Annotated in this window: 27 protein-coding genes; 1 reads left to right on the forward strand and 26 read right to left on the reverse strand. The window is 65.3% G+C overall.

The window, feature by feature from the left end; translation table 11 throughout:
- Positions 1 to 21 precede the first annotated feature (21 nt).
- The 13 genes from PSV26_RS19375 to PSV26_RS19435 form a co-directional block, all read right to left on the reverse strand.
- Positions 22 to 1,032, reverse strand: coding sequence for an inorganic phosphate transporter (locus PSV26_RS19375; protein WP_300513029.1), 1,011 nt, complete (start codon positions 1,030 to 1,032; stop codon positions 22 to 24).
- Positions 1,033 to 1,034: 2 nt separating this feature from the next.
- Complete coding sequence (locus PSV26_RS19380; RefSeq protein WP_300513031.1) at positions 1,035 to 1,682, reverse strand: DUF47 domain-containing protein; 648 nt, start codon at positions 1,680 to 1,682, stop codon at positions 1,035 to 1,037.
- A gap of 204 nt (positions 1,683 to 1,886) precedes the next feature.
- Positions 1,887 to 2,249, reverse strand: a complete 363-nt coding sequence (locus tag PSV26_RS19385) for a DMT family protein (RefSeq protein ID WP_300513033.1) — start codon at positions 2,247 to 2,249, stop codon at positions 1,887 to 1,889.
- A 77-nt stretch (positions 2,250 to 2,326) separates the two neighbouring features.
- Positions 2,327 to 2,980: a 3'-5' exonuclease gene (locus PSV26_RS19390; RefSeq protein ID WP_300573169.1), complete on the reverse strand. Its 654-nt coding sequence runs from the start codon at positions 2,978 to 2,980 to the stop codon at positions 2,327 to 2,329.
- Positions 2,977 to 4,890, reverse strand: coding sequence for a DUF294 nucleotidyltransferase-like domain-containing protein (locus PSV26_RS19395; RefSeq protein ID WP_300573172.1), 1,914 nt, complete (start codon positions 4,888 to 4,890; stop codon positions 2,977 to 2,979). Before PSV26_RS19395 ends, PSV26_RS19390 begins: the two co-directional genes overlap by 4 nt.
- 634 nt (positions 4,891 to 5,524) lie before the next feature.
- Positions 5,525 to 7,624 (reverse strand): TonB-dependent receptor, encoded by a 2,100-nt coding sequence (locus tag PSV26_RS19400; RefSeq protein ID WP_300573175.1) that lies wholly within the window; start codon positions 7,622 to 7,624, stop codon positions 5,525 to 5,527.
- Between the two features lie 77 nt (positions 7,625 to 7,701).
- Positions 7,702 to 8,109: a hypothetical protein gene (locus tag PSV26_RS19405; protein ID WP_300573177.1), complete on the reverse strand. Its 408-nt coding sequence runs from the start codon at positions 8,107 to 8,109 to the stop codon at positions 7,702 to 7,704.
- A gap of 6 nt (positions 8,110 to 8,115) precedes the next feature.
- Positions 8,116 to 8,700, reverse strand: coding sequence for a DUF3299 domain-containing protein (locus PSV26_RS19410; protein ID WP_300513043.1), 585 nt, complete (start codon positions 8,698 to 8,700; stop codon positions 8,116 to 8,118).
- Between the two features lie 34 nt (positions 8,701 to 8,734).
- On the reverse strand, positions 8,735 to 8,983 hold the full coding sequence (locus PSV26_RS19415; protein WP_300514579.1) for a hypothetical protein: 249 nt from the start codon (positions 8,981 to 8,983) through the stop codon (positions 8,735 to 8,737).
- A gap of 16 nt (positions 8,984 to 8,999) precedes the next feature.
- Positions 9,000 to 10,202: an FtsX-like permease family protein gene (locus PSV26_RS19420; RefSeq protein WP_300573180.1), complete on the reverse strand. Its 1,203-nt coding sequence runs from the start codon at positions 10,200 to 10,202 to the stop codon at positions 9,000 to 9,002.
- Entirely contained in the window at positions 10,199 to 10,855 is a 657-nt protein-coding gene (locus PSV26_RS19425; RefSeq protein WP_300573183.1) for an ATP-binding cassette domain-containing protein, read from the reverse strand. The genes PSV26_RS19420 and PSV26_RS19425 overlap by 4 nt, the downstream gene beginning before the upstream one ends.
- On the reverse strand, positions 10,852 to 11,349 hold the full coding sequence (locus PSV26_RS19430) for a Fur family transcriptional regulator (protein ID WP_300573186.1): 498 nt from the start codon (positions 11,347 to 11,349) through the stop codon (positions 10,852 to 10,854). The genes PSV26_RS19425 and PSV26_RS19430 overlap by 4 nt, the downstream gene beginning before the upstream one ends.
- Before the next feature lie 148 nt (positions 11,350 to 11,497).
- Entirely contained in the window at positions 11,498 to 12,295 is a 798-nt protein-coding gene (locus PSV26_RS19435) for a DUF5677 domain-containing protein (protein WP_300573188.1), read from the reverse strand.
- Between the two features lie 140 nt (positions 12,296 to 12,435).
- On the opposite strand from PSV26_RS19435, the gene PSV26_RS19440 reads away from it, so the two are divergent.
- Complete coding sequence (locus tag PSV26_RS19440; protein ID WP_300513053.1) at positions 12,436 to 13,413, forward strand: succinylglutamate desuccinylase/aspartoacylase family protein; 978 nt, start codon at positions 12,436 to 12,438, stop codon at positions 13,411 to 13,413.
- A gap of 78 nt (positions 13,414 to 13,491) precedes the next feature.
- Here the strand turns inward: PSV26_RS19440 and PSV26_RS19445 are convergent, their stop codons facing one another.
- The 13 genes from PSV26_RS19445 to PSV26_RS19505 are packed head-to-tail and all read right to left on the reverse strand — an operon-like array spanning position 13,492 to position 26,726.
- Positions 13,492 to 13,998 (reverse strand): DUF2127 domain-containing protein, encoded by a 507-nt coding sequence (locus PSV26_RS19445; protein WP_300573190.1) that lies wholly within the window; start codon positions 13,996 to 13,998, stop codon positions 13,492 to 13,494.
- 31 nt (positions 13,999 to 14,029) lie between these two features.
- Positions 14,030 to 14,896, reverse strand: a complete 867-nt coding sequence (locus PSV26_RS19450; protein ID WP_300573192.1) for an isocitrate lyase/PEP mutase family protein — start codon at positions 14,894 to 14,896, stop codon at positions 14,030 to 14,032.
- On the reverse strand, positions 14,893 to 16,287 hold the full coding sequence (locus PSV26_RS19455) for an FAD-dependent oxidoreductase (RefSeq protein ID WP_300573195.1): 1,395 nt from the start codon (positions 16,285 to 16,287) through the stop codon (positions 14,893 to 14,895). The genes PSV26_RS19450 and PSV26_RS19455 overlap by 4 nt, the downstream gene beginning before the upstream one ends.
- Positions 16,284 to 16,886, reverse strand: a complete 603-nt coding sequence (locus PSV26_RS19460; RefSeq protein ID WP_300573198.1) for an isochorismatase family cysteine hydrolase — start codon at positions 16,884 to 16,886, stop codon at positions 16,284 to 16,286. The genes PSV26_RS19455 and PSV26_RS19460 overlap by 4 nt, the downstream gene beginning before the upstream one ends.
- Positions 16,883 to 18,934 (reverse strand): hydantoinase/oxoprolinase family protein, encoded by a 2,052-nt coding sequence (locus tag PSV26_RS19465; protein WP_300573201.1) that lies wholly within the window; start codon positions 18,932 to 18,934, stop codon positions 16,883 to 16,885. Before PSV26_RS19465 ends, PSV26_RS19460 begins: the two co-directional genes overlap by 4 nt.
- Positions 18,931 to 20,649 carry a hydantoinase B/oxoprolinase family protein gene (locus PSV26_RS19470; protein ID WP_300573204.1) on the reverse strand — a complete coding sequence of 573 codons (1,719 nt, stop codon included), beginning with the start codon at positions 20,647 to 20,649 and terminating at the stop codon, positions 18,931 to 18,933. Before PSV26_RS19470 ends, PSV26_RS19465 begins: the two co-directional genes overlap by 4 nt.
- Positions 20,642 to 21,151, reverse strand: coding sequence for a 3-isopropylmalate dehydratase (locus PSV26_RS19475; protein WP_300513067.1), 510 nt, complete (start codon positions 21,149 to 21,151; stop codon positions 20,642 to 20,644). The genes PSV26_RS19470 and PSV26_RS19475 overlap by 8 nt, the downstream gene beginning before the upstream one ends.
- A complete protein-coding gene (locus tag PSV26_RS19480; protein ID WP_300513069.1) occupies positions 21,148 to 22,428 on the reverse strand; it encodes a 3-isopropylmalate dehydratase large subunit in 1,281 nt (426 codons plus the stop codon). Before PSV26_RS19480 ends, PSV26_RS19475 begins: the two co-directional genes overlap by 4 nt.
- The gene (locus PSV26_RS19485) at positions 22,425 to 23,372 is read right to left on the reverse strand and encodes a tripartite tricarboxylate transporter substrate binding protein (protein WP_300573207.1); all 948 of its coding nucleotides are present in this window, start codon (positions 23,370 to 23,372) and stop codon (positions 22,425 to 22,427) included. The genes PSV26_RS19480 and PSV26_RS19485 overlap by 4 nt, the downstream gene beginning before the upstream one ends.
- A 19-nt stretch (positions 23,373 to 23,391) precedes the next feature.
- Positions 23,392 to 24,102 (reverse strand): ABC transporter ATP-binding protein, encoded by a 711-nt coding sequence (locus PSV26_RS19490; protein ID WP_300573210.1) that lies wholly within the window; start codon positions 24,100 to 24,102, stop codon positions 23,392 to 23,394.
- The gene (locus PSV26_RS19495; RefSeq protein ID WP_300573213.1) at positions 24,099 to 24,872 is read right to left on the reverse strand and encodes an ABC transporter ATP-binding protein; all 774 of its coding nucleotides are present in this window, start codon (positions 24,870 to 24,872) and stop codon (positions 24,099 to 24,101) included. Before PSV26_RS19495 ends, PSV26_RS19490 begins: the two co-directional genes overlap by 4 nt.
- A complete protein-coding gene (locus PSV26_RS19500) occupies positions 24,865 to 25,857 on the reverse strand; it encodes a branched-chain amino acid ABC transporter permease (RefSeq protein WP_300573216.1) in 993 nt (330 codons plus the stop codon). The genes PSV26_RS19495 and PSV26_RS19500 overlap by 8 nt, the downstream gene beginning before the upstream one ends.
- Positions 25,854 to 26,726 carry a branched-chain amino acid ABC transporter permease gene (locus PSV26_RS19505; protein WP_300513078.1) on the reverse strand — a complete coding sequence of 291 codons (873 nt, stop codon included), beginning with the start codon at positions 26,724 to 26,726 and terminating at the stop codon, positions 25,854 to 25,856. Before PSV26_RS19505 ends, PSV26_RS19500 begins: the two co-directional genes overlap by 4 nt.
- Positions 26,727 to 26,805 lie beyond the last annotated feature (79 nt).

Below are 26,805 nucleotides of genomic sequence, written 5' to 3' on the forward strand. Positions count from 1 at the left end.
GGCCCCGGAAGGTTCGGTGATTCAGAACAAAAACAGGCTGACCCAGTAGGCGATCGCGGCGACAAAGGCCGCCGCCGGAATCGTGAAGATCCAGGCCCAGACGATGTTGCCAGCCACCCCCCAGCGCACGGCCGATGCGCGCTGGGTGGAACCCACGCCAACAATGGCACCGGTGATGGTGTGGGTGGTGGACACCGGAATACCCAGGCCGGTGGCCAGAAACAGCGTGATGGCGCCGCCGGTTTCCGCGCAGAAGCCGCCTACCGGCTTGAGCTTGGTGATTTTCTGGCCCATGGTTTTAACGATGCGCCAGCCACCGAACATGGTGCCCGCGGCAATCGCGACGTAACAGCTGACAATCGCCCACATGGGTGGCGCGCTGTCGCTGGCCGAGGTGTAGCCGGTGGCGATCAGCAGCATCCAGATGATGCCTATGGTTTTCTGCGCATCATTGCCGCCATGGCCCAGGCTGTAGGCGCCGGCCGAGACCAGTTGCAGGCGCCGGAACCAGCGGTCCACGCGCGACGGTGTGGCGCGGCGGCAGACCCAGGCGACCAGCACCATCATCAGCGAGCCGAGCAGGAAACCCAGCAGCGGCGAGACAAAAATGAAGGCCACGGTTTTCAGGATGCCGCCAGCCACCAGCGCCCCGGCGCCCGACTTGGCCATCACCGCACCGACGATGCCGCCAATGAGCGCATGCGAGGAACTGCTCGGAATGCCGTAGTACCAGGTCACCAGGTTCCAGCTGATGGCGCCTATCAGTGCGCCGAACACCACGTGGGTGTCGACGATGCCCGGCTGCACAATGCCCTTGCCCACGGTGGCGGCCACGCTGAGGTGAAAGACAAAGATGGCGACAAAATTGAAGGTCGCGGCAAACAGCACCGCCTGACCGGGCTTGAGGACGCCGGTCGACACCACGGTGGCAATTGAGTTGGCCGCATCATGAAAACCATTCATGAAGTCGAAGGCCACGGCCAGAATGACCAGCATCACCACCACCCACAGGGCCGTCTGTACGGTCTCCATGTTCAGGAATTTTCGAGGACGATGCCCTCGATCAGGTTGGCCACGTCCTCGCATTTGTCCGTGATGGTTTCCAGCAGCTCGTAAATTGCCTTGAGCTTGATGACTTCGCGCACATCAGGCTCTTCGCGAAACAGCTTGCTCATGGCCGAGCGCATGACGCGGTCGGCATCGGACTCGAGCCTGTCGATTTCCTCGCAGGTCTTCAGGGCGGCTTCGGCCGTGGCGGCATCGCTGAGCTTGTCGATCAGGGCGACCGCGTCTTTCAGGCGCTCGCAGCATTTGACGCTGAGGTCCGTCAGGCGCACGATCTCATCCGTCATGTGGTGCACGTCGTACAGCGCCATGGTTTCGGCCGAGTCCTGGATCAGGTCGCAGACATCGTCCATGGTATTGATCAGCGAATGGATCTGCTCGCGGTCGATCGGCGTGATGAAGGTCTTGTGCAGCATGCGGTTGACCTCCTGCGTGATCCGGTCGGCCGCGCGTTCCGCGTTGTCGACTTCCCGGTTATAGGCCTCGCGCTTTTGCACATCGCTGTAGTTGGCCACCAGGTTGGAGAACGCGCGGGCGGCCTCCACGATGCGGTCCGCGTGCTGGTTGAACAACTCGAAAAAATTGCCTTCACGCGGCAACAGTTTGCCAAACAGCATCTTCAACTCCTGGGGCGTTACATGTCAGGTATGTGACAAATTCATGACTTCCGCGAGTTTAACCGGGTGGATGTGGCCCCCGCGCTTGTCACTTCGTGTACTGCGCTGCCCCCCGAGGGGCTGCCGCGCCTGCGGACTGGCAAAGCCAGATCCGCGGCCCCTGCTGGACCAGGAAAGCGCCAGAAGTCGCTCGGAGCGTCTGAATCAGCTGCCGCGGAAAATGAAATACACCGCTCCCACCATGCACAGCGCCGCCCACAGGTAGTCGAGCTTGAGCGGCTCGTTGAGATAGAAAACCGCGAAGGGCACAAACACCGTCAGGGTGATGACCTCCTGCATGATCTTGAGCTGCCCGATGCCATACATGGTGAAGCCGATGCGGTTGCCCGGCACCTGCAGCAGGTACTCGAACAGCGCAATGCCCCAGCTCACCAGCGCCGCGATATACCAAGGCGAGGTCGCCAGGTTCTTCAGGTGGCCGTACCAGGCGAAGGTCATGAAGACATTGGACAGCAGCAGCAGGCCGATGGCTTGTGCCGATACCGGAAGGGACTGTAGAAATGGCATAAAACTCCGCGCTCAAGCGAGCAAAACCTGCGAATTCAGGCGGCGATCTTATCCGCCGCGCGCTACCTGCGTCCGGCCTAGGCCCGGGCAATCCAGCGCTGATGGGCGGCGAGTTTTTCCACATCGCGCCAGGACCGGCACTGCCCGGCCATGCGCGGCCAGATGCGCAGCAGCAGCTCGCACTCGGCCAGCGTGTCGGCCGCCGCCTGGTGCCGGGGCGCGCAGATGATGCCGAAATGGGCCAGCCATTCGTCCAGTGCGCGCGCCTTCACCTTTTCATGGGTCACGGCGCACAGCTGCTCTATGTCGACCCAGCGGTTCGGCAGCCCGGCGCCCAGGTGCTGCAGGACATGCCGGCCAATCATGGCCTGGTCGAACGGAGCGTGAAAGGCCAGCAGCGGCGAGTCGCCGATGAAGTCCGCAAAGGCGCGCAGGGCCTGCTCGGGCGGCACCCCTTCACTCTGGCGCTGCAACCCGATGCCGTGCAGCAGGATGTTGTCTTTCGCTGAGGCCACGGAAGACTGGCGCAGCACCACCTCGAAGCTGTCGCCCGGCAGGATGCTCAAGCGTCTGGCCTCCCAGTCCACCTGTACGGCAATCGCGGCAATCGCCAGCAACTGGTCGCGCTGCGGATCCAGCCCGCTGGTCTCCACATCGAGCACCACCCAGCGCGCTTCATCCGCGCCGGCCAGCGCGGCGAAAGGCTTTTTCAGCCAGTCCGCCCAGCTCATCGCTCGTAGTCCAGTTGCAGGCGCTGCTGCAGCGAGCGCGCCACGCGAAACGACTCGCGCAGGATGCGCCTGTCGATGTCGTTCAGGCGGTCGACTTTGAGTTGATTCGGCCGCTGCGGCGAGGCCGTGCCTTCGAGCTGCACACGCAGCCGCAGGGTCTGCAAAAATTCGAAGCCGCTGACCCAGGCCTGGTATTCGGAAGGGGCCAGCCCCAGCAGCAAACCAACAGAGTCCAGCCGTTCCCGGGTGTTGGTGGCCGTCACGCCGCGGCTGAGCGAATAGATGCGGGCGACATCGACAAAAATCGCGGCACCCTGCAGCTTGAGGTCGATCATGCCGCCGTCGTCCACCGCAATGCTGCCGGTCCAGTTCAGCGGCGGGCTGTGCATCAGCGCATTGGTCGCCAGTTGCTTGATGAAGCGCGGCGCGCGCCGCGCCGCCTCGCTGATCTCCTGGCGCAGGCCGTCGGCCAGGCGCGCATCGCCGGCCAGCGGCCGGAAGTCGAAGTAAATGCTCGCATTGAGCAAATCCTCGGGCGCCCCGTGTTCTATCCAGTGCGCAAAACGCTCACGCCACTGATGCAGGGTCAGGCAGCAGGCCGGCTCGCCGGCCATGATGCCGCCGTGGCACAGCGGGTAGCCGCAGGCGTCGAGTGCCACATTGACATCACGGGCAAAACGCAGCGCGGCTTCGCGCTGGGCCGGCGTCGTGTCATCGGGCAGGATCAGCGCGTTGTCCTGGTCGGTCGCAATGGTTTGCTCGCTGCGCCCTTCCGAGCCCAGCGCCAGCCAGCACAGGCGGCTCAGGTCGATACCGTGCTCCCCGGCCTTGATCTCCAGCAGGCGCAAGGTGAGCACGTCGTTGAGGTGGCTGATCAGCGCCGTGAGCTGGCGCGCATGCACCCCCTGGCCCAGCAGGCTGTGCGCAAAACGCCGTATGTCCTGCGCCACGATCTTGAGCATCTCCACATCGGCGGCAGAACGGATCGAGGTGCTGACCTGCTTGAGGCTCAGGCGCTGCATGGCAAACAGGTCGCGTTCCGACACCATGCCCACGGCCACACCGCCGCGCGTGACCGGCACATGGCGGATGCCGTGTTTGCTCATCAGGAGGGCCGCGTCCAGCGCCGTGTGTTCGTGGCTCAGGCTCAGCACCGGCTGCACCATGGCCTGCGCGATCGGCGCGTCCAGTGGCAACGCCGCCAACGTGACCCGGCCCAGGATGTCATACCGCGTGAGAATGCCCAGCGGCCGGCCGCCCTCGTCGGTCACCAGCATGGAGCCGATGCGTTGCTGGTGCATGCGGGTGAGCGCATCGCGCAGTGGCGTGTCGGGCCGACAGCTCACCGGCGCCTGGCGCGCGACGTCACCCAGCGGTGTCTCCAGCGACTGCTCGGCCAGCGCCTGCGAGGCATAAGCCACCTGCAGGGCGCGCCGCGACAGGTCCAGAAACTTCAGGATGCGCCGGTTCACGAAGTCGGCAAACGGCGGGCTCTTCACCGCCAGCGCATGCATCGACTCCAGCGGCAGGGCCAGCACAAAGGTGTCGGCCACGGCGCGGTAAGACGCCGTCACCGCACGCTGCGCCAGCGCCGCGCTGACAGGAAACAGCTCGCCAGGTTCGTAGTGAAAAGCGCCGCCCGACAGCTCGGCCAGTCCGCGCTCGCCTATCACCGCGCCCTGGCGTATGAAAAACAGTTCCGTGACCGGCCCGCTGTCGGGATCGATCAGGATCTCCTCCGGGGCGAAGTAGTTTTGCCGGGCATGGCTCAGGAAGAAGTCCACGTCGCCAGCCTGCATCTGCGCAAACGGCGGATGCCGCATCAGTTCCTGGCGCAAATTGGCCAGCAGGCTGCTGGACGGACTCAGGTCGGCGTTGAGCAGGGAAAGAGGCTGTTCTGCATCCGTCACGGTCGTCTCCTGATATTTTGAAAACCATTATCCGGGAAGGACTTGCTGTTGTGCTGATGCAGCGCAAACAGGGTTACCGGTGTGCACCCAATCCCACCCCCGCCCGTTCGGGCTGAGTCTGGCCTGTCCTGAGCTTGTCGAAGGGCGAAGCCTGTGCAAGCTTGAACAGGGTTGGCGCTTCCAACAAGCCGGGGATTGCCCGGCGGCAACTCACTTTTCTTTTGCGTCGCCAAAAGAAAAGTAAGCAAAAGAAAAGGCGACCCGATGGTCTGGGTCCCTCCGCTTCGCTGCGGGCAACCTGCGGTGCTCACCGAAAGCGGGGCCGAGCTCGAACTCGCCTTCGGCTCAGACAATCGCTCGTCCTGATCCGCTTTCGGCTTCGCTCCTCGGCCCAGCCCGACGGGTGGGGGGGCAAATGCGGGTTCGGGTTCGGGGAGACGATGACGCGCTTTGCGCGTCATCGTCGGAGTAGGGGACCGTCATGTTTGCACGCAAGAGCAGCACACGCGGCCAAATGAAGCTCCCCGCCATCGCCCAGCGGGGCGAGGGAGGGGCGGGGGAGGGAGTGGGGAGTCCGTCCTACTGTCCAAGGCAGCCAGCAGACGCAGCGTGACGCTTGATAAAAAAAAAGACCCTAGAAACTCGCCTGCAACCCCACCTTCAAACTGCGCCCCGGCAACGGCGCTTTCGGAAACGCGGTGCTGGTCAACACCGAACTCGCGCTGTAGGCCAGCCTGTCGGTGAGGTTGTCCAGGCGTGCATACCAGAGCAGCGTCGCGGCACCGGCCTTGACCCGGTAGGACGCGGCGGCGTTCCACAGCGTATAGGCGGCCGTGGCGCCGACCGGCGGTGCCGGCACGCGCTTTTGCGCGGCGTTGTGATCGAACCCGATGCTGGTGCCCCAGGGTCCGCTGGTCCACAGCAGCGAGGCGCCCACACGCCAGGGTGCGATGCGCGGCAGTGGCTGGCCGTTGCTGAGCTTGGTGGCGCGCACCACGTCGCCGCGCAACGCCAGGTCCACCTGCGAGGCGCCTTCCAGCAGGCGGATGTTGCCGCTGGCCTCGATGCCGGTGAAACGTGCGCGCACCTGTTCGTAACGGAATTCGGCCAGCGGCTTGAACTCGGCACCCGTCGCGGTGAAGCCCGGGTTGCCGGCGTCTTCCACCGGATTGACCACGCCATCTTCCGCATTGCGCCTGACGCCAGCCGTCTGGTTCAGCGCGATGTAGTTCCTGAAGCGGCTCACATAGCTGTTGACCTTGAAGCTGTGCCCGCCCGACTTCCAGGCCGCGCCCAGGTCGAGGTTGCCCGACTGTTCTTTCGCAAGGTTTGCATTGCCCACTTCATAGGCGGCCGTGGCAATGTGCGGGCCGTCGGCAAACAGCTCGTAATCCTTGGGGGCTCGCTCGGTGTAGGCGATGTTGCTGGTCAACTGCCAACCGGGTGCGGCGTTCCACAAGGCGCCCAGCGCGTAGCTGCCGGGCTTGAAGTCCTTGCTCGCCGGTGTGAAACGCGCCACCCGCGGGTTGCCGAAGGACTCGACCCGGACCGACTCCAGCCGCCCGCCCAGGCTCAGCTTGCCCCAGTCCGTGCCCAGTTCCTCATAGGCAAACAGCGCCGACTGCGACGTCTTGCTGTAGGGCGCAAAGGCTTCGGCGCCGTCGGCGGAAAAGCGGTTGGACTCGGTCTGGAAACCCAGCATGCCGTCGAGCTTGCCGAGCTTCGCATGGCGCGCTTCCAGCCGGAAGTCGCTACCCTTGTTCTTGAAGACGGTGCCGGCGGTTGTGCCCTCGAACTCGGTGTGGCCGTAGTCGGTCTGGCCGTACTGACCCTTGATGCTCTGGAAAGGCCCGCCCAGGTTGCGCACTTCGCCTTCGATCGCATAACGGTCCGACTTCATGCCGATGGTCACCTCGTCTTCGGCCACCGTGCCGTAGGTGCTGCGGTAGTTGCTGGCCGAGGCGCCCAGGTAGCCGTTGTCGAAAAACACCGAGCCACCGACCGCCCCGCCACTGACCTCGCTGGCCGAGTTGCAGATGCGCCGCGAGGTGGTGGTGACGCCGGCCTTGATGCAATTGAGATCGCGAGCTACTTTCACATCGCTGGTGCGGCGATCGAAGGCGTCCACGTGCAGGCTGTAGCGGTGGTTGCCGCCTTCCAGCAGCACACCCTTGCCGCGCTCCGAGTTGCCGCTGGCCAGGCCCAGGTCGGCCTTGCCGCTGATCCCGCCCTTCTCGTCAAACTGCGGCTCGCGCGGGATGCGGTTGTCGATCACGTTGACTACACCGCCGACAGCACTGCCGCCGTACAGCAGGGCGCCGGGGCCGCGCAGCACCTCGATGCGTTCGATGCTGATCGGGTCGGCCGTCACCGCGTGGTCGTAACTCAGGCTGGACGCATCGAGCGAACCGCCGCCGTTGGACAGGATGCGGATGCGGTCGCCGTCCAGCCCGCGAATGACGGGCCGGCTCGCGTTTGGGCCGAAGTAGGTGCTGCTGACGCCAGGCGTGCCGTCCAGCGTTTCACCCAGCGTGGTTTTGGAGCGCAGCAGCAGGCCGGCGCCCGAATACTGCGTGGCGGGGGTGATCAGGTCCGTCGCACCCAGCGGGTTGCCGGTGACGGTAATTTCTTTCAGCGTGGGGGCAAGGGCCTGCGCCTGGGCTGGCGCGCCGGCCAGGGCGAGCAGGGACAGCGCGGCCGTGCCGATGGCAGGGCGGGGAAATGGTTTCTTCATGGGGACTCGTTGAATCGGAGGACGGAAACGCCATGCAGCTGCCGGCAGGCATTGCATGGGACTTCGGGGAAAGGGATTCAGCGAGTCAGGGGCGGGCCGCGCGCTTCGAAAAGCGCAGCCCAACGGGCGAGGACTTCGCCCTCCAGAAAGTGAAAGACAAACGGCAAAAGCGCCAGAGGCAGCACCAGCAGGGCCTGCGCGGGCAGCGCCTGGCTGTGGCAAAGCTGGTCGAAAACGCGGCAATCGGAATCATTGCCATGGGCCGAGAACAGGTCGTCCAGCCAGCCGTGGCCGTGCGCATGGTCGCCTGTTGGTGCTGCCTGGGTTTGCGTCTGCGTCTGCGTCGGCTTTTGCGTCTGCTCAGCCTGCGGGTGCCCGCCCGCTCCATGGACCACGCCGTGCATCAGGCCCAACACCGGCGCAAGCAGCAGCACCAGGGCCAGATAACCCCAGGCCGCCCGCCAAGCCATGCGCCGCAAAAGCATGGGCGGTTACTTCACCGTCACCGCATCGTTGATGCGGTAATACAGGCCGTAGGAGTCGTCATGCAGCACCTGCAGGCGGCCTTCCACCACCACCACCTCCATGCTGTATTCCACCGGGGTTCGGGTCTTGACCTCGACCATGCTTTCCGGCCCCCCGGGCAGGCAGAAGGAGCAGGTCAGCGGCACCGACGAGAGCAGGAAGTGGCGCTGCTTTTTGCCCGGCTCCAGCGGCATCATGAAACCCTGGATACGCTGGGTCTTGCCGTTCATGCCGAGCTGGCCTTCATTGAACACCGGCAGGATGCGGTTCTTCTCGTTTTTGGTTTTCACGTCGGTCAGAACCGACCAGGGCACCACGTCGGCGCGCGGAGCCAGCGGCGCAAACGGGCTGTTGGCTCCGTGCACACCGGCGCCCTGCCCGGCCGGCAGATCGATGCTGCCCAACGGTGCAGGCGCCGCCTTGCCAGCTGCGGGCTTGCCGCTACCGGCGGGCAGGGGCGAGCTCAGCTGCGCATGAACGCCGGCGGCGGCCAGCATCAGGGCCAGCAACAAGGGCGAAGTCCTGAAAGCGGTGGGAGCAGTGGTTTTCATGGGTTCTCCAGAAACGGTGCGGTGGGGCGGTGCATCAATGCGCGTGTTTCATGCCGCAGTATTTTCCCACCGCCAGCCCTTTGCAGGAAGCCTGCAGCTCTTTCATGCAGACGTCTTCCTTTTTGCCCGACTCCAGGCATCTGGCGGCGGCCTCGTGCGCGGCGGCCATGGCGCGGTGGCGCTGCACGTCCTCTTTGGTTTCCTTGTCGCTGTGCTGCGCATGCGCTACTGAAAACGTAGCTGCCAGCGCAAGTGCAGCAAGGGCTGGAAGCATTTTTGACATCAACTTTTTCATGAATTCACCTTGATTGAAGCAGTTCAGACACATCAGCCCGGTAAGCCTCGTACGCGGGCAACAGCGCCGACAGCAGCGCCACACCCACGGCCAGCCCCGGGACACTCCACAACCCGGCCGGCCACGAGAGCCCGCCGATCAACACCGATTTATCCAGTTGCAGAAACCAGGCCAGCGCCGCCATCAGTTCCTGCCCCGCCAGCACGCCGATCAGCGTGGCCAGCAGCGCCAGCCACAGCGCCTCGCACAGCAGCAGGGCCGATACCTTGCGCGGCGGCGCACCCAGCAAACGCAGCAGCGCCAGGTCGGCCCGGCGCTCGCGCACGGCGCTCCACAGCGCGATGAAAACGCTCAGGCCCGCCGTCATCAGCAAGACCCCCGCCAGCGCGCGCAACACATCGGTGCCCACGCCGATCATGCCCAGCAGCCGCGTGATCTCCAGCGCGGGCGCGGCGGCCTGCATCTCCGTGGTGGTGTTGACAAAACGCGGGAAGGTCACTGCCGCCAGCGGCGTGCGGTACCGGATCAGCGCCAGCGTGACTTCGCGCTCTTCTTCCATCACCCTGCGGTCTTCGGCGTCCAGCGCCGCGGGGTCTTCGTGGACCTGCCAGACAGAATCCAGCGTCGTCAGCACCAGCCGGTCCAGCACCGATCCGTTGGCGGCCAACACGCCGCTGACCACATACGGTGTCTGGCCGTGGCTGTCACCGCTTCCTCCCAGGCCGTGGCTGCCGGCGAAGCGGTCGCCCACCTTCAGCCCGGTTTGTTTTGCCACCTGTGCACCCAGCACCGCCTGCATGGGCGCCGTCCAGACGCTGCCCTGCGCAAACTCTGCCTTGTAATGCGTCAGGTAGTCCGGCGTGGTGCCCACAATCCGAAAACCGCGCAAGCTGTCACCCAGGCTGATCGGAATCAGCTGGGCCACCTGCGGGTGTTGTTCGAGTTCCTTCACCGCCGCCAGCGGCACGTTGCCGGTCGGCGCGTCGATGTGGAACACGCCCGACAGAATCAGCTGCATCGGGCTGCCCTTGGCGCCTACCACCACGTCGATGCCGGCCAGGTCGCGCTCGAAGGCCTGGTCGATCTGGTGGCTGGCCAGCAGCACAAAACTCAGCGACCCCAGGCCCAGACTCAGCAACAGCACATTGAGCCCGGCCGACAGCGGCCGGGACCATAAAAACCGCCAGGCAAATGCTATGGTATTCATAGCTGTTCTCGCCCGAGGAACAAGGGCTGGAAGCCGATTTGATCATCAAGATTCTCCGCAACCCGGGCATCGTGCGTGGCAATCACCAGCGTCGCGCCGTAACGCTTCGCCGTCGCCTGCAGCAGTTCAAGGGCCTGCCGCGCTGCGTCGTCGTCCAGGCTGGCCGTCGGTTCGTCGGCCAGGATCACCTGCGGCTGCAGCAGCACCGCCCGTGCCAGCGCCACCCGCTGCGCCTGCCCGCCGGAAAGCTGCGCCGGCTTGCGCGCCGCCAGCTCATTCACACCGAGCGCGGTGAGCGCATCCCGGATGCGCGCATCGTCCTGCGCCTGCCCCGCGGCCCACTGCGCGATCGCAAGGTTGGCATGCACCGTCAGCGCGGCACTCAAATGAAGTTTCTGCGGCAGAAAACCAATCGTCTTCGCTCGCCAGGCATCACTCGCCACCTTGCCGAGCGCGGTCAGCGACTGCCCGGCCACCGTCATGTCGCCGCCGCCCGGGCTGAGCAAGCCAGCCGCCAGCGCCAGCCAGGTGGACTTGCCCGAACCCGATGCGCCGCGCAACAGCAGCACCCCGCCCTGCGCCACATCGATATCGTCGAAACGAAGCTCGGCGCCGCCGGGGTAGCGGTAAACCAGTTGTTGGGTGCGTATCACGCAGGCAAGCCCTTGACGCTGGTGGCGCAATCGGCGCACACGCCACGCACTGCAAAATCCAGGCTCATGCCCTGGTAACCCAGCGCTTTCAGGGCTTCGAGCGCCGACTGCGCCGCACGATCGAGGTCGCCCGCGCTGGCCTGCAGGGCATTCTCCAGCGGGCTGTCGCGGTGGCAGCTCTGGCATTCGAAGTGCGGCATCGCATGCACACCGGCGGGCATCGCCTGGTAGCGCCGCGCCCGGCTGGCGTCCACGCGGCAGAGCAGCAGGCCGACCTGGGTCAGGCGGTCAATCAGTCGGTAGAGCGTGACGCGGTCCAGGGCCGCGCTGTCGGCCGCATCACCCTCACCCGCCAGCGCCGCCTGCAACTGCGCGTGCGTGTAACTCGTGTCCGGATGCGCCAGCAGCCAGCCCAGCACCCGGCGCGCGGCCGCGGTGCGACGCAGACCGTGGGCGGACAGAAGGGCATCAATGGGGTCAGAGGGGGTGGACATGAGGCGGCGGAATTCGGCAACTAACGCAATAGAGTTGCATTATTACACGCTGGGAAAGCGCCTACCCAGTGTCACGCAATGGCGCACAAGCCGGCCATTACACGCTTGTAAGCACTCAGAACACGCGTGGACCAGATCTCCAGGCCTTCTATTCCACTTTGTATTTGGAACATAGGATTTCAACGCGTTCTTGTATTCTGTCGGCATCCTGATCAATTTCTATCTGGAACGCAGAACACATGTGCATCACAGACAAAAGCGTGAAGTTAGTTGCGTCTATCAACAATTCAAAAAAACCATTGGCAGAAGGGCCGAAAGAAGCTTCCACTTTTGCCTCGCCATCCATATCCATGTGATCTTCCAAAGCACTTAGGTTTGAGTGAGTGAATGAGGCATATTGGACGTAGTGCAAGTGATAAAAATCCTCGTATCCTGCGGCTTCCGCCCACTGTATCGGTCGTAACGATTCTGGCGGACTCTCCTTTCGCTCTTTCTTCTTTTCTATGTACTTTTCTTCTAGCTTTGAGTCCCTAAACAATCTCTTTAAATCTTCATTTCTCCACTTTGTCGACGACCGCAAAAGTGCAAAATGAGCCTCACTCTGCGTGTCGAAATATTTGGCTATAAGCTCTTTATTCTTTTCAAGCGCCGCGAGCGTAAACAACGCCTCTAAAATCGGTCGAACAATTAGTTTTGCGGGCGACAGCATTCCGCGCTCCATCAGGATGACGATAGCCTCAAACGATTCGACGATGCGGATGGTCAAAAGATACAGCACGAAGTGCCCATCTACGATATCAGCCAGTTTCGCCTGACTCAGCCGCTTCACAGCTATAAGATTTACATCCTCGGCCAACGCAAAAACATCCGAAAATCGTCCTCTAAATACAGAGCGACCTTCGATTGCTTCGTCGGAAAGGAATCCATCAGATTCGATTCTTGTCATGCGACGTGCTCCCAAATTTTTGCAAAGCTAATCCGATAGCGGCCTACGGCATCATAGGCGGAGCCGACAAATTTTCCACGCGTAACTCTTAGAAGCTCAATACGTTGAACTTCACGCCTAGCGCAAATGCACCAATCACCATGCCCAATGAACCAAAGCGCCCCACGCACCTCCATACCCACACCTTCCACGGCCTGGCCCCCGGCCCCAAGCTGCTGGTCATAGGCGCCGTCCACGGCAACGAGGTCTGCGGCGCCAAAGCCATCACTCAACTGCTGCAGGACCTCGACAGCGGCGCGCTGGCCATCGAACGCGGCACGGTGACTTTTGTGCCCGTCACCAACCCGCTGGCCTTTCAGCTCAAGCAGCGCACCGGTGACCGCAACCTGAACCGCAACATGGCGCCGAGCGCGATTCCGCAGGATTTTGAAGACCGCATAGCGAATGTGCTGTGCCCGCTGCTGGACGCGCATGACGTGTTGCTGGACCTGCACTCCTTCCACACCGGCGGCGCACCGTTTGTGATGATCGGCCCGCAGAACAACTGCGGCACACTGGAGCCTTTCAGCCAGGCCGAAGCAGAAATGCAACTGGCCCTGTGCACCGGCGCGCCGCGCATTGTGGAAGGCTGGCTGGACACCTATGCGCGTGGCGTGTTGCGCCGTGCTGCGGCACCCGCGCCTGTCGGTGCGGCCCGCGCGCAGACCCTGGTGACCAATCCCAACTACGGCGTCGGCACCACCGAGTACATGCGCTCACGCGGAGGCTACGGCGTGACGCTGGAATGCGGCCAGCATGACGACCCGCAGGGCGTGCAGGTGGCGCGCCAAGCGATTTTGCAGACGCTGGCGCTGCTGGGCATGGTGTCGCAGCCGATGGAAGCCTCACCTGCCGAGCGCGAGATCCTCCGCCTGGTCGATGTGACGGACCGCGAACACGCAGGCGACAGCTTCACGCGCGAGTGGCGCAGCTTTGATGCGGTGAAGGCCGGCGAGCTGATTGGTGTTCGCCACAGCGGCGAGGAAGTGAAGGCGCCGCACGACGGCTTTGTGGTGTTCCCCAATCCGCGCGCCGAGCCGGGGCAGGAGTGGTTTTACATGGCGCTGCAGCGGCACTGACTTCAAGCAAAAAGTGCCCGTAGCCCAATCAGCACGTGCGCCAGCAGCTATCAGATCAGGAGCATTGACGGCACAGAATCAGGCATCAGGGTAACCGCCACGCTTGCGACGTTGCAGCAGCGCCCCGACCATCAACGCCACAATGAGCAGGTTGACGATGAGCAGCACGGCGCCATGCGAGCTTGGCTGGCGCAGGAGTTCGACAACTTCAAACGGCACGTAAATGCCGCCGCTGACCGCCGCCAGGACCTCGGCCCAGGCCTTCTCGCCGTACAGCCCCCAGGCCTCGACGAAACGCACCAGCGCATACAGCGCCGCACCGGCGGCCAGCAGCATCAGCCGGCTGTCCTGCAGGTTGGATGCGGCTTCCAGAAAGATCTGCGGGTAACGCGAGGCCGGGTTCAGGTGCCAATGTTCAATGAGCCTGGCCGCCGCGGCATGCACGTCGGTGTGGATCAGCAGCAGCAGGCCGCTGCCGGCCAACAGCACCACCGCGCCCTTGAAGGCCTCGAACAGCGCAACCGTTCTGATCGCCGCAGAACGGGCTCTGGCGGAAGCTGGCGGTGCAAGGTCGGGGGCGCCCATGGTGCTTCAGCGTGTGCAGCGCCTGACTTGCCTACTCGTAACGTTTTCCGGCCGCCATCAGCTGGTCCGTGCCGATGACCTGGTTGAGTCCGTCAAAGTCCAGCATCTGTTTCTGCCACGGCGCCGTGGTCTGGTGCTGATGCAGGCTGTCGTAGTAGCCCTGCAGCGTGTGTGTCACAGCGCGCACCGTGCCGCCGGGGAAGATGACGATGCGGAATCCACGCGCGCCCAGTTCGGTGGCGCTTTGCACCGGCGTCTTGCCGCCTTCGACCATGTTGGCCAGCAGCGGAATGCGCTGGCCAAACAGTGCGCAGGCCGCGTCCATCTGCTCCGGCGTGCGCAAGGCTTCGATGAACAGGGCGTCCACACCGCATTCCAGATAACGCTCGGCGCGCTCCAGCGCGGCGTCCAGTCCCTCGACTGCGACTGCATCGGTGCGCGCAAGGATCAGGGTGCTCGCGCTGCAGCGGGCGTCGAGGGCGGCCTTGAGTTTTCCGACCATCTCCTGCACCGGCACCACGGCCTTGCCGTCGAGGTGGCCGCAGCGTTTGGGAAAGGTCTGGTCTTCGAGCTGGATCATGGCTGCGCCGGCGCGCTCGAAGCCCTTCACCGTGCGCATGACATTGAGTGCATTGCCAAAACCGGTGTCGGCATCCACGATGACCGGCAGGCTGACGCGCTCGGTGATGCGCGCCAGCGTGTCGGCCACCTCGGTGAATGTCGTCAAGCCCACGTCGGAGCGGCCCAGGTGCGTGTAGGCAATCGACGCGCCCGACAGATAGAGCGCCTCGAAGCCGGCCTGCTCGGCCACCAGCGCGCTGAGCGCGTCATACACGCCGGGGGCGAGCACGGCCGGTGCTTGCGTCAGGCGTTGCTTCAATGAAAGCTTGGAGTTCATGGCTTGGTTTCCAGTAGCGTGGCCGCGCTGCGCGCCGCGATGTAGCCGCCCGCGATGGCGCTGAGCAGGCCGTTTCCAGAGAGGTAGCCCCAGACGGCGTTGCCCGAGACACCGCGCGCGGCGCCGCCGGCGGCCAGCAGATTTTTGAAAGGGCTGGCGTCTTCATGCAGCACATGGCAGTGTGCATCGATGTCGAGCCCGCCCTGGGTGTGAAACAGCGCGCCCGTCACCTTGACCGCGTAGAAAGGCGTGTGCAACGCGCGCTTGAAAACGCGTCCGTCGGGCGCCGCCGCACCCGGGGTCACAGCCGCCAGCGTGGCGCGCAATGCGGCCGCATCGCAGCCGATCAGCGCTGCCAGCGCCGTCTCATCGTCGCAGCGCTTGAGCGCGCCGGCGACTTCGGCCTCGCAGAAATCAGGAAAGCTGCGCGCGAAGGCCAGCAAGGCTTCGTCGAACACATTCCAGGCCACGCTGCCCGGCTGCGCCAACACCTGCACGGCGGCTTCCGAATAACCGCCGGTCTCGTCGTGAAAGCGCCGACCCAGCGCATTGATCTGCACCGCGCCTTCCATCATCAGCGCCCAGGACACCAGCGCGCCCTGCGGCACGGCCCAGGAGCCGTGGCCCTGGTAGCCGCCCAGGTCGGCCAGGCGCGCACCCAGGGAGCGGCCCCAGGCGATGGCGCTGCCGTCGTTGCCGGTGTGGCCGGCAAAGGTAGCGTCTTTCATCTCGGGCAGGAGCTGTTGCACCATGGCCGCGTTGCCGCCAAAGCCGTTGCAGGCCAGGACAAGTACGTCGCAGCTCAGTTGCTCCAGCGTTCCGTCGGGCCGCTCGTAGGCCACACCCAGAACTTCATCGCGCTCATTGAGCCAGAGCTCGCGCACCAGCGCGCGGGTCACGATCGGAACGTCGGCCGTTTCGGCGGCCTGCTGCAGGCGCGCCATCAGGCCGGCACCGGTTTTCTCGGGCACGGCGTGCATGCGGTGCCGGCTGTGGCCGGGGTAAAGAAAATCATCGAGCAGCACAAAGTCCAGCCCGTGCCTGCCTTGCAGGGCGTTCATCGCCGGGCCTATGGCCTCGGCATAAGCCGTGGCCAGGTGCGGCGCCGCCGTGCCATGGGCCTTGGCCTGGATGTCTGCCGCAAAACGCTGCGGGCTGTCTTCAATGTTTTTAGACTGCTGCACCCGCGTGTTGGGTGCGGGCACAAAACCCGAGGACAGCGCGGTCGAGCCGCTGGGCACGGCGTCGCGCTCGAGCACCACGCATTCGATGCCGGCGTCGCGCAACATCAGCGCCGCCGTCAGGCCGCAGGCACCGGCACCCACAATCGCGACCGGCACATGGACCGGTGCGTCCATGCGTTCGGCCCGGCGGATCACGGGCGAGCTCATGGCAATGATTCGATGAATTCTTCGCAGCGCATGACCTGCGCCAGCGTGCCCATGTCGGCCAGCGCCGTCGCGTGGACCTCGGGCTTGAAGGCCGCGCAACCGTCGCTCAGCACGATGGTGTGGTACTCGCGCATGTGGGCATCCCGCACCGTACTGGCCACACCACCGTTGGTGACGATGCCGCAGACGGCGACGGTGTCTATGCCCGCATGGCGCAGCACCCAGTCGAGCTGGGTGTTGAAAAAAGCCGAGTAGGCGACCTTGCAGACCGAGACATCGATCAGGGGCTGCAGCTCGGCCACGTTGGCCTGCCCCGCGCTGCCGGGGGCGAAGTCACCTCGGCGCAGGAAGGGGCGCAGGGCCAGGAGGTGCGGCGAGATCATGGGTTCGCCCCGGGCATCTGGCCAGAGCGTGAACTGGCTGGACGCCACCAGACCGCCACCGGCCTTGAGCGCGCGCGCCACACCGGCCACGCGGCCGGGCAATTCACGCGCCACCGCGCTGGCGGCGCCACCGCGTGCATAGGCGCCCTCGGGCGAGAGGAAATCGTTTTGCAGATCGACGATGATCAGCGCGATTTTTTTCGGTGATGGGTTCATGAGGGTTGGACCAGCAGGTTGCCAAAGCTGTCGACCGTGGCCTGAAAGCCGGGCTCCAGCCAGACCGTGGTGTCCGGCTGTTCAAGGATGGCCGGGCCGTCTATGCGCGCACCGACAGGCAATTCGAGGCGCGGGTAACGGACCGCCGCCCACCAGCGCCCGGCGTGAAACACCTGCTGCTCGCCGCTGGGCGCCGTGCTGCCCGGCCCAGTGGGCGCCAGCACCGCCAGATCGAACTTGGGCCGCACACCGATGCGGGCGTAGCGCAGGTTCATGACGCGGATCGCGATGCCGCCCAGCACACGTCCAAAGGCCGCCAGGTAGGCCGCTTCAAAGGCGGTCTGAATCACGGCCGCGGTGATCAGCTCGACCTGCGTCACCGGCAAGGGCACCTGCACCGTGTGGGTCTGGCCTGCGTACAACATGTCCAGCGCAATGACTTCCTGCACCTCGGAAAAACGCACACCGGCCGAGTCCAGCCGTTGCTGGCAGGCCGCCGCGACGGTGGTGATGCGCTGGCGCAGATCGGCGATGTCGAGCTCGGCCAGGCCCTTGTTCAGGGTCTGCACCGCGTCGTGCCGCATGTCGGCCATCACGCAGCCCAGGGCCGAAGTGACGCCGGGATAACGCGGAACGATGCCGGTGGTCACCCCGACCTCGCGCATCATGGCGCACACATGCAGCGCGCCACCGCCGCCAAAGGGCATGTAGGCAAAGTTGCGTGGATCGTGCCCGCGTTCGATGGACACCACGCGGATCGCACCGGCCATCTTGGCGTTGGCCACCGTCAAAATCGCTTCAGCCGCCGCCATCACGTCCAGCCCCAGGGGCTGCGCCACATGCTGCTCGATCGCGGCGCGCGCCTTGCCGGCGTCCATGGCCGCGAGCAGGCCGCCACCCAGCGGGCGGTCGGCGGCAATCCGGCCCAACAGCACGTTGGCGTCAGTCACCGTCGGGCGCGTGTTGCCGCGGCCGTAACAGGCCGGGCCCGGGTTGCTGCCGGCCGATTCCGGGCCGATCTGCAGCATGCCGCTGGCATCGACCGAGGCGATGGAGCCGCCGCCGGCGCCTATGGTCTCGATCTGGATCATGGGTGATCGCACCACCATGCCGAACTCGATGGAGGTCTGCGCCGACAGCGCGGCTTCACCTTTGGCGACCAGCGACACGTCGAAGGAGGTGCCGCCCATGTCGCCGGTGATGGCGTTGGGAAAACCGGCCGAGCGGGCAATCGCCGCGCAGGCGATCACGCCGGCCGCCGGACCCGACAGCGCGGTGCGCACCGGCACGTCGCAGGCGGTCTGGCGCGACATCACGCCGCCGTTGCTCTGCACGATCAACAGCTCACCGGCAAATCCCTGGCCACGCAGGTCGGACTCCAGGCGCGTCAGGTAGCTGCCAACCACCGGTTGCAGCGCCGCGTTCAGCGTGGCGGTGGAGCAGCGTTCGAACTCTCGGATCTCCGGCAGTACTTCGCTGGCCGCCGTCACATGGGCATTGGGCCAGAGCTCGCGCACGGCCGCGACGGCGGCGCGTTCGTTGGCCGGGTTCGCATAGGTGTTGATGAAAAACACGCAGACCGCCTCGCAGTCCGCGGCCAGCAAGGCCTTGGCCTGGGTGCGCACCTGCTCCAGATCCACGGCGGTGTGGATGCTGCCGTCGGCCAGCACACGTTCGTCCACCTCCAGCCGCAGGTCGCGTGGCACGATGGGCTCGAAACTCCCGCGCAGGCCCCAGGTCTGCGGGCGGTCACGCCGGCGCATCTCCAGCACATCACGAAAACCACGCGTGGTGATGATGCCGGTGCGCGCCACCTTGCGTTCGAGCAGAGCATTGGTGCCCACCGTCGTGCCGTGCACGATGGTCGCAATGCTGGCCGCCGAGTCGGCGACACGCGCCACGCCGTTCATGAAGCCGCGCGCCTCCTCGCCGCGAGTGGAAGGCACCTTGACGATGCGCGCACTGCCGCTGGCTTCGTCCAGCACAAACAGATCGGTGAAGGTGCCACCGACATCGACACCGACAACCAGACCGCCTGGAGTGCTCATACGCCCTCCTTCTTCGCGGCGCATGCCGTCACATAACCCAGGGCCTGATCACGCTCACGCGAACTCTGCAAGCGATCCGCTGGCGCGCCGTAGCCGCCGCCACCCGGCGTCTGCAGCCGCACACGTTCGCCTTTCTTGAGCTTGATGCCGACCATCTTCGAAACCATAGGGGGTGTTTTCCATTCGTGGTTGTTCTCGTAGCTGAAGACATTGACCGCAGCCTCGCCGCCGCCGGCAATCCCTTTGGGTGCGGACTTGCCGCGTTCGCCGAAGATGAAGACCTCGGCGTCCTGCTCCAGCAGTTCGATTTCGTAGTTCGCGCCCAGGCCGCCGCGGAATTGGCCGTCGCCGCCGGAATCGGCGCGCAGCGACCACTCGGTGAAACGCACCGGGTAAGCCGCCTCCAGAATTTCCAGGGGGGGAATCGTCGCTGTCGAAATCGGCGCATTGCCGTGGCTCAAGCCGTCACCGCCCGAATGGCCGCCATGCCCGCCGCCGAAGAAGCTGAACATCACCCAGCGCTGGCCCTTGCGGGCAGCGTCCGTGCGGTGTCCTGCGATGGACAGCGCATTGATGGTGCCGTAGGCCTGGGCCACGGCGCGTGTCGGGTCGGCCTGCGCGGCGGCACTGAAAATCACGTCGATCATGCGCAGGATGGTTTCGGTGTAACCCCCCACCGGCCGGGGCCGGGCCGCGCTGATGACCAGGCCGTCCGGCAGCACGAAGTCCACCGCGTCGAGCACGCCGGCATTGGCCGGCACGTCGGGAAACAAATGCTTGAGCGCGACATAACAGGCGGCAATCGCCGTGGCGCGCGAGATATTGACCGGGCCGGCGCACTGCGGCGAGGTGCGTGAGAAATCAAGCGTCAAACGTTCGCCCTGCACCGTCATGTCCAGCGCAATGGTCAGTGGCTCGTCCTTGACACCGTCGTTGTCCAGGATGTCGCTGAACGAGTAGCGACCGTCGGGCAGCGAGGTTATGTGCGAGCGCATCAGCCGCACGGCGCGTGCGCGCAGCTCCCCCATGGCCTGCAGCACCAGCGTATCGCCATATTCGTCGAGCAGGCCATGCAGACGGCGCACGCCCAATTCAAGCGCGGCGAGCTGGCCGTTGAGATCGCCCCAGAGGCTGTCGGGCAGCCGGGTGTTGGCCTGCAGGATCGCCAGCACATCGGCGTCGAGTGCACCGGCGCGGACGATGCGCACGGGTGGAATCTGCACCGCCTCCTGCCAGCACTCGGTGGCGGCCGGGTTGTAGTTGCCGGGCACGGCGCCGCCGACGTCGTGCCAGTGCGCGGCCGAGGCCAGGTAACAGAACAGCTTGCCGCCGCGGAAAAAGGGCCGCACCAGCTTGAAGTCATTGGCATGCGTGCCGCCCTCGTAAGGGTCATTGAACAGCCAGGTGTCACCGTCGGCCATGCCGGCGTGCGGGTCATCCGGTGCGCTGCGCTCGCGCGCCACCCGGGCTGCGGCGCGCACAGCAAAAGCCATGGCGCCAACAAACACCGGCAGGCCGGACTTGCCCTGCACCAGCGTGTCGCCGGAGACGGCGTCGTACAGGCCGTGACAGGCGTCGTGCGCCTCGGCAATGATGGGGTTGAAGGCGCTGCGGTACAGCGTGGCGTCCATCTCGTCGGCAACCTGTTCGAGACGGCCCCGCAGCACGGCCAGGGTGACGGGGTCCATCGCCGGCCCCGGGGAAATCTCAGACATGTTCAGGCTCCTTGCCAAATCGGATTCGTAATTGATTCATCAATCCGCCGCTACGCGCCATGTCGAGCAGGAAGTCGGGGATGGGCTCGCAGGCCAGGCGCTTTCCTGCGCCCGAAATCACCGCGAGGTCTTGGGTATCGAGCGCGACCTGCTCCGCTTCCTGCAGCACGTCAGCCTCCGGACAGGTCAGCAGCAACAGGCCGACATTGAAGGCGTTGCGGAAATACAGGCCGCTGAACGAGGGCGCAATCACTGCCGCCACACCGAGCTTGACCAGCACGGCGGCCGCCTGCTCGCGCGAGGAGCCGATGCCGAAGTTGGGGCCGGCGACGATCACGTCGCCCGGACGAACCTGTGTCGCAAATTCAGGGCGCACGGACTCGAGGCAGTAAGTGGCAATCCTGTCGATACCGTGTTTCATGGCATGGCCGGGCGCCAGCACGTCGGTGTCAACGTCAGCGCCCAGCTTCCAGACACGATGGGTCGTCGCAGCCTGCGTCATGCCAGCACCTCGCGCGGATCGGTGATCACGCCGCGCAGGGCCGAGGCGGCCACGGTGTAGGGCGAGGCCAGGTAGACCTGCGTGCTTGTCGACCCCATGCGTCCCTTGAAGTTGCGCGCCGTGCTGGAGATCACCGTGGTGTTGTCGCCCAGGGTCTCGCCATAACCGGCGCAGGCGCCGCAGGCGGTGGGGAACAGCTCGGCGCCGGCATTGAGCAGCACCTGCAACACGCCCTCTTCACGGGCGGCGTTCTGGTCTTTCTGGCTGGCTGGCGCCACCATCAGGCGCACGCCACTGGCCACACGCTGGCCGCGCAGCACCTCGGCGGCGGCGCGCAGGTCGTCGAGCTTGGCGCCGGTGCAGGCCCCGATGTAAGCCACGTCCACCGGGATGCCGCTGAATCGGCCCACCACCTCGGCATTGGCCGGGCTGTGCGGCGCGGCCACAAACGGCGAGAGCGCATCCGCATCAAATTCGTGGCGCGTCAGGGCGGCGCCTTCGTCGCTGTGCCAACACGCCAGGTCGGCGGGCTCGCTGGCTGGTGCGCCGGCGGCCTGCAACCAGGCTGCGGTGACCTCGTCGGGCGCAATCAGGCCGACCTGCGCGCCGAGTTCGGCGCTCATGTTGGACAGCGTCATGCGCTCCTGCATGGCCAGCGCATGGACGGCGGGGCCGGCGAATTCCACCGCCTGGTACTGGCCGCCGTTCATGCCGAAGCGGCCAATCATATGGAGCATCATGTCCTTGGCGGTCACGCCTTTTTGCAGGCGGCCGTGCCAATACATCTGCAGGGTCTGCGGCACGCGCAGCCAGATCTCGCCGGTCACCACCACGCCCAGCATCTCGGTGCTGCCGATGCCAAACATGTAGGCACCAAACGCGCCGCCAGTGGGCGAATGCGAGTCACCACCAACACAGAACATGCCGGGCCGGATGTGGCCGTGCTGGGCCACTACCACATGGCAGATACCCTGGCTGTCGTAGACATGCGGCAGGTCCTGCTCACGCGCCCAGTCGCGCGCGATGCGCACAATCCGGCGCGACTCGTCGTCACGCTCGGGCACGTAGTGGTCCATCACCAGCACGACGCGCGACTTGTCCCAGATCTGCGCACCCAGCTCTTCCAGCATGGGCTTGAGCCGGCGCGGACCCGACGAATCGTGAAACATCGCCAGATCCACCCGGCAGGTCACGATCTCGCCGGGCGAGGCCGACGGACGTCCGGCCGCCCGGGCGATCAGTTTTTGCGCGAGGGTCTGTGGAACAGGTTCTTTCATTCCGGTTTGGCTCCCGAGAACTTCACCACCCTGGCCCAGCGCTGGATTTCGCCCTGCACGAACTTCGAGAATTCTTCCGGTGAATTACCAACCGGCACAGCCCCTTCGGCATCGAGCCGGCGACGCACCTCGGGTGCGGCAATCGCCTGCCGCGCGGCATCGCTGATGCGTTTGGCGAGCTCGGGGGCCATGCGCGCGGGGCCGAACAGGCCGAACCAGGCACTCGACTCGTAACCGGGCAGCACTTCGGCTATCGCGGGCACATCCGGAAAGGCCGCCAGGCGCTTGCTGCTGGTCACCCCCAGCGCCTTGAGTTTGCCGGCCTTGACCTGCGCCTGGGCGTTGCCGATCGCGGCAAACATCAGCTCGACCTGCCCGGCGATCACGTCCTGGATCGCCGGCGCCGTGCCGCGGTAGGGAATGTTCACGATGAAGGCGCCCGATTGCATCTTGAACAGATCCCCCGCCAGATGCAGCGACGATCCCACCGCACCGATGGCGAAGTTGAGCTGTCCCGGCCTGGCTTTGGCCAGTGATATCAGCTCGCGCACATCTTTGGCTGGCACCGAAGGGTGGGCCACCAGGACCGAGGGTGAGGTCGCCACGCAGGTCAGCGGCGTGAAGTCGCGGATCGGGTCAAACGGCAGCGAGGGATACAGCGAGGCGTTGATGGCGTGGCTGGTGAAACTCATCAACAGCGTGTTGCCGTCGGGCGCAGCCTTGGCCACGGCCTCGGCTGCGATGTTGCCGCCGGCGCCGGGCCGGTTTTCGACGATCACCACCTTGCCCAACAAACGCCCCAGTTCGGTGGCCAGCGTACGGGCCAGCGTATCGGTGGAGCCACCGGCCGGCGCGCCGACCAGGATGCGTGTGGGCAGGGCTTGCGCAGACACGCTGGCCGCCAGCAGAGCCGCAGAGGACAACAAAATGTCACGACGTTTCATGATCAAACTCCATCAGGGATCAAAGGCCCAGGTAGGCGCGGCGCAACTCGTCGCTGCCCAGCAGCTCCGCCGGTTGGCCCGAAAAACGGATGCTGCCGTTTTCCATGACATAGGCCCGGTCGGCAATTTCCAGCGACTGGCCGACGTTCTGCTCGACCAGCAGCACCGCCAGGCCGTCGTCGTGCAGTTTGCGAATCAGGCCGAACATCTCGTCGACCAGCAATGGCGACAGGCCCAGCGAGGGTTCGTCGAGGATCAGCAGGCGCGGCTCGGCCATCAGGCCGCGGCCGATCGCCAGCATCTGCTGCTCGCCGCCGCTCATGGTGCCGGCCAGCTGCGGCAGGCGCTCCCTGAGGCGGGGGAAAATGCCAAAGACCTTCTCGAGGTTGGCGGCGCGGCGCTCACGCGCCCGCGTGAAGGAGCCGAGCTCGAGGTTTTCCAGCACCGTGAGGTTGGGAAACACCTTGCGCCCTTCCGGCACCTGGATCAGGCCGGCTTTCACCACATCGCGGTAATGTGCGCGGCTCAGGTCCTTGCCGTCGAACAACACGCTGCCGGCCCAGGCAGGATAGATGCCGCAGATCACGTTGTTCAGCGTGGACTTGCCGGCGCCGTTGCTGCCCAGCAGCGCCACGGTTTCGCCGGCCTGCACCACGAGGTCGACGCCGCGCAGCACTTCGACCTGGCCGTAACCTCCGCGCAGGCCGCGGATTTCCAATAACGGGCTCATGCGGGGACCCCTCCCGTTGCGGCCAGGGCCGCCGCACGCAGGCGCGCGGCCGTGCCGTGGCCCAGGTAGGCTTCGACCACCTTCTCGTCGGCGGTAACCACGGCCGGCGTACCTTGCGCAATCAGCTGGCCCTGCGCCAGCACCCAGACATGCTCGGCCAGGTTCATCACGGCCTGCATCACATGTTCGATCATGAGCACGGTCACGCCGCTTTGCGCAATGCCGCGCACCACGGGAATCATTTCAGCAATTTCCTGCGGGTTTAGGCCGGCCAGCACCTCGTCGAGCAGCAGCAGGCGCGGCCGCGTGGCCAGCGCCCGCGCGAGCTCGAGCCGCTTGCGGCCGGCCACTGTCAGGTCGGACGCCGGTTTGTCGAGCAGCGCCGCCAGGCCGACGCGGGCTGCGACCTCCTCGGCCTGGCTCAGCGCGCTGTGCCTGTCCTTCAGATGCAGGTGCGCACCGACCGCGATGTTCTCGCGCACGGTCTGGGTGGCAAACGGCTGCACGATCTGGAAGGTGCGCGTCATGCCCTCGCGCGCATTGAGGTGCGGCGCGCGGCCGGTGATGTCCTGGCCGTCGAACACCACGCTGCCGCTGTCGGGCTTCAGGAAGCCGGACATCAGCGCAAACAGCGTGGTCTTGCCCGCACCATTGGGGCCGATCAGGGCAGCCAGGCTGCCGCGGGGCACGTCCAGGCTCACGTTCTGCACGGCCTGAAGGCCGCCAAAGGATCGGGACAGGCCCTGGATGGAGAGCAGGGTGTCAGCCACCGCGTCCTCCTTTCTTGTGTCCACGCCCGCGCCACAGCGACCGGGCGGTCGCGCCGAGCCCGCCTATGCCGCGCGGCATGAACATCACGATGGCCACCAGCACCACGCCATAAATCACCATGTTGATGCCGGGCAGCTCGCCGAACAGGTTGCGCGTGATGTCGGCCAGCACATGCAGCACCAGCGCGCCCAGCACTGGCCCCCAGAGTGTTCCCAGGCCGCCGACGATGGCGGCGACCAGCGCCTCGACCGAGGTCTGCGCGCCGTAGGCAATGCCGGGATCGATGTACTGGAACACCTGCAGGTAGAAGGCGCCACCCGCCCCCATGAAGCCACCCGACAGCGCAATCGCACCGAGCTTGATGCCGAAGGGACTGACGCCAATGGCGCGCGCCGCGTCCTCGTTGTCGCGCACCGCCTGCAGGTAGGCACCAAAACGCGAGTTCTTGAGCCACCAGCTCACCAGCAGCGCGGCCGCTACAAAACCGAGCACGAGGTAGATATAACCCTTGCGCGAGCCGAACTGCATGTTGGCGAAGGACTCCTGCAGCGGCAGCATGAGGCCCACGCCGGCGCCGGTGAAAGGCACGGACAGGGCCAGGATGCGGAACACCTCGGCAAAGGCCAGCGTGACCAGCGCGAAATAAGAACCCTTGAGGCCGTAGCGAAACGACAACGCGCCGACAAAAACGCCGACCCCTGCGCTGCCGGCCACCGCCAGGCCCAGGGCCATCCAGGCGTTGAGCCCGCCCTGCAACTGCGCGATGGCCTGGATGTAGGCGCCGGTGCCGAAGAACAGCGCGTGGCCGAACGAGAACTGCCCGCCAAAACCGCCCAGGATGTTCCAGGCCTGGGCCAGCAGGGCCGCGTACAGCGCCATCATCACGAAGTTCAGGATCACGCCGGAATCGGTTAGCAGCGGAATGCCGGCGACCAGCGCGACGAACAGCACGATGCCGGTCAGGTCTTTCATGCCGCTGCTCATGCCTTGGCTCCAAACAGGCCCTGCGGGCGAAACAGCAGCACCGCAATGAAGATGGCAAAAATGCCGATCTGTCCGAGTGACTCGCCGAGGTAAAGGCCGCCCAGCGACTCGACCACGCCGATGAGCAGGCCGCCGAGCAAGGCGCCACCAAAGCTGCCCATGCCGCCCAGCACCACGATGGTGAAGGACACGAGCACAAAGCCGCTGCCGACCTGCGGGTTCACGTAATACGCCGGCAGCAGAAAACAGGCGGCAGCCCCCAGGCAGGCCAGGCCGATGCCGAAACTCATGGCATACACGTGGTCGACATCGATGCCCATGAGTTTGGCGCCGTGTTTCTCCTTGGCGACCGCGCGGATGGCGCGGCCCAGGTCGGTCTTGCCCACCACCCACAACAACAGGCCGGACACCGCCAGCGCACCGGCAAAGGCCACCAGCTTGGGCAGCGCGATCATGGCCGGGCCAATCGCCACGGTGGTCAGCGTATACGCCGTATCGATGGTGCGGGTGTCGGACTTGAAGAACAGCAGGGCCGCGTTCTCCAGGATGATGGACAGCCCCAGCGTCACGAGCAGGATGTTTTCGTCCTTGCCGTGGCTGGCGCGGTTGATGATCAGGCGCTGCAGCGCATAACCGAGCACAAACATGCCGGGCACCACGAGAGGCAGCGCCAGGTAGGGGTCGATGCCCAGATGCTGCTTGAGCATGTAGACGGCATACAGCGCGATCATCAGGGCCGCCCCGTGGGCAAAGTTGATGATGTGCAGCACACCGTAGATCAGGGTCAGCCCCAGCGCGATCAGCGCATAGACCGCGCCGGTGGTCACACCGTTGAGCAGGGAGGGGAAAAGGATGCTGAGGTCAAACATGGGGCAAACAGGAAGGTGGCACAGCCGGGAAAGTGGCACAGCCGCTGGCACCGACCCCGGCCAGCGCATGAAGGCGCCG

It is taken from the genome of Polaromonas sp., from assembly GCF_029945685.1.
GTDB lineage: Bacteria > Pseudomonadota > Gammaproteobacteria > Burkholderiales > Burkholderiaceae_C > Polaromonas.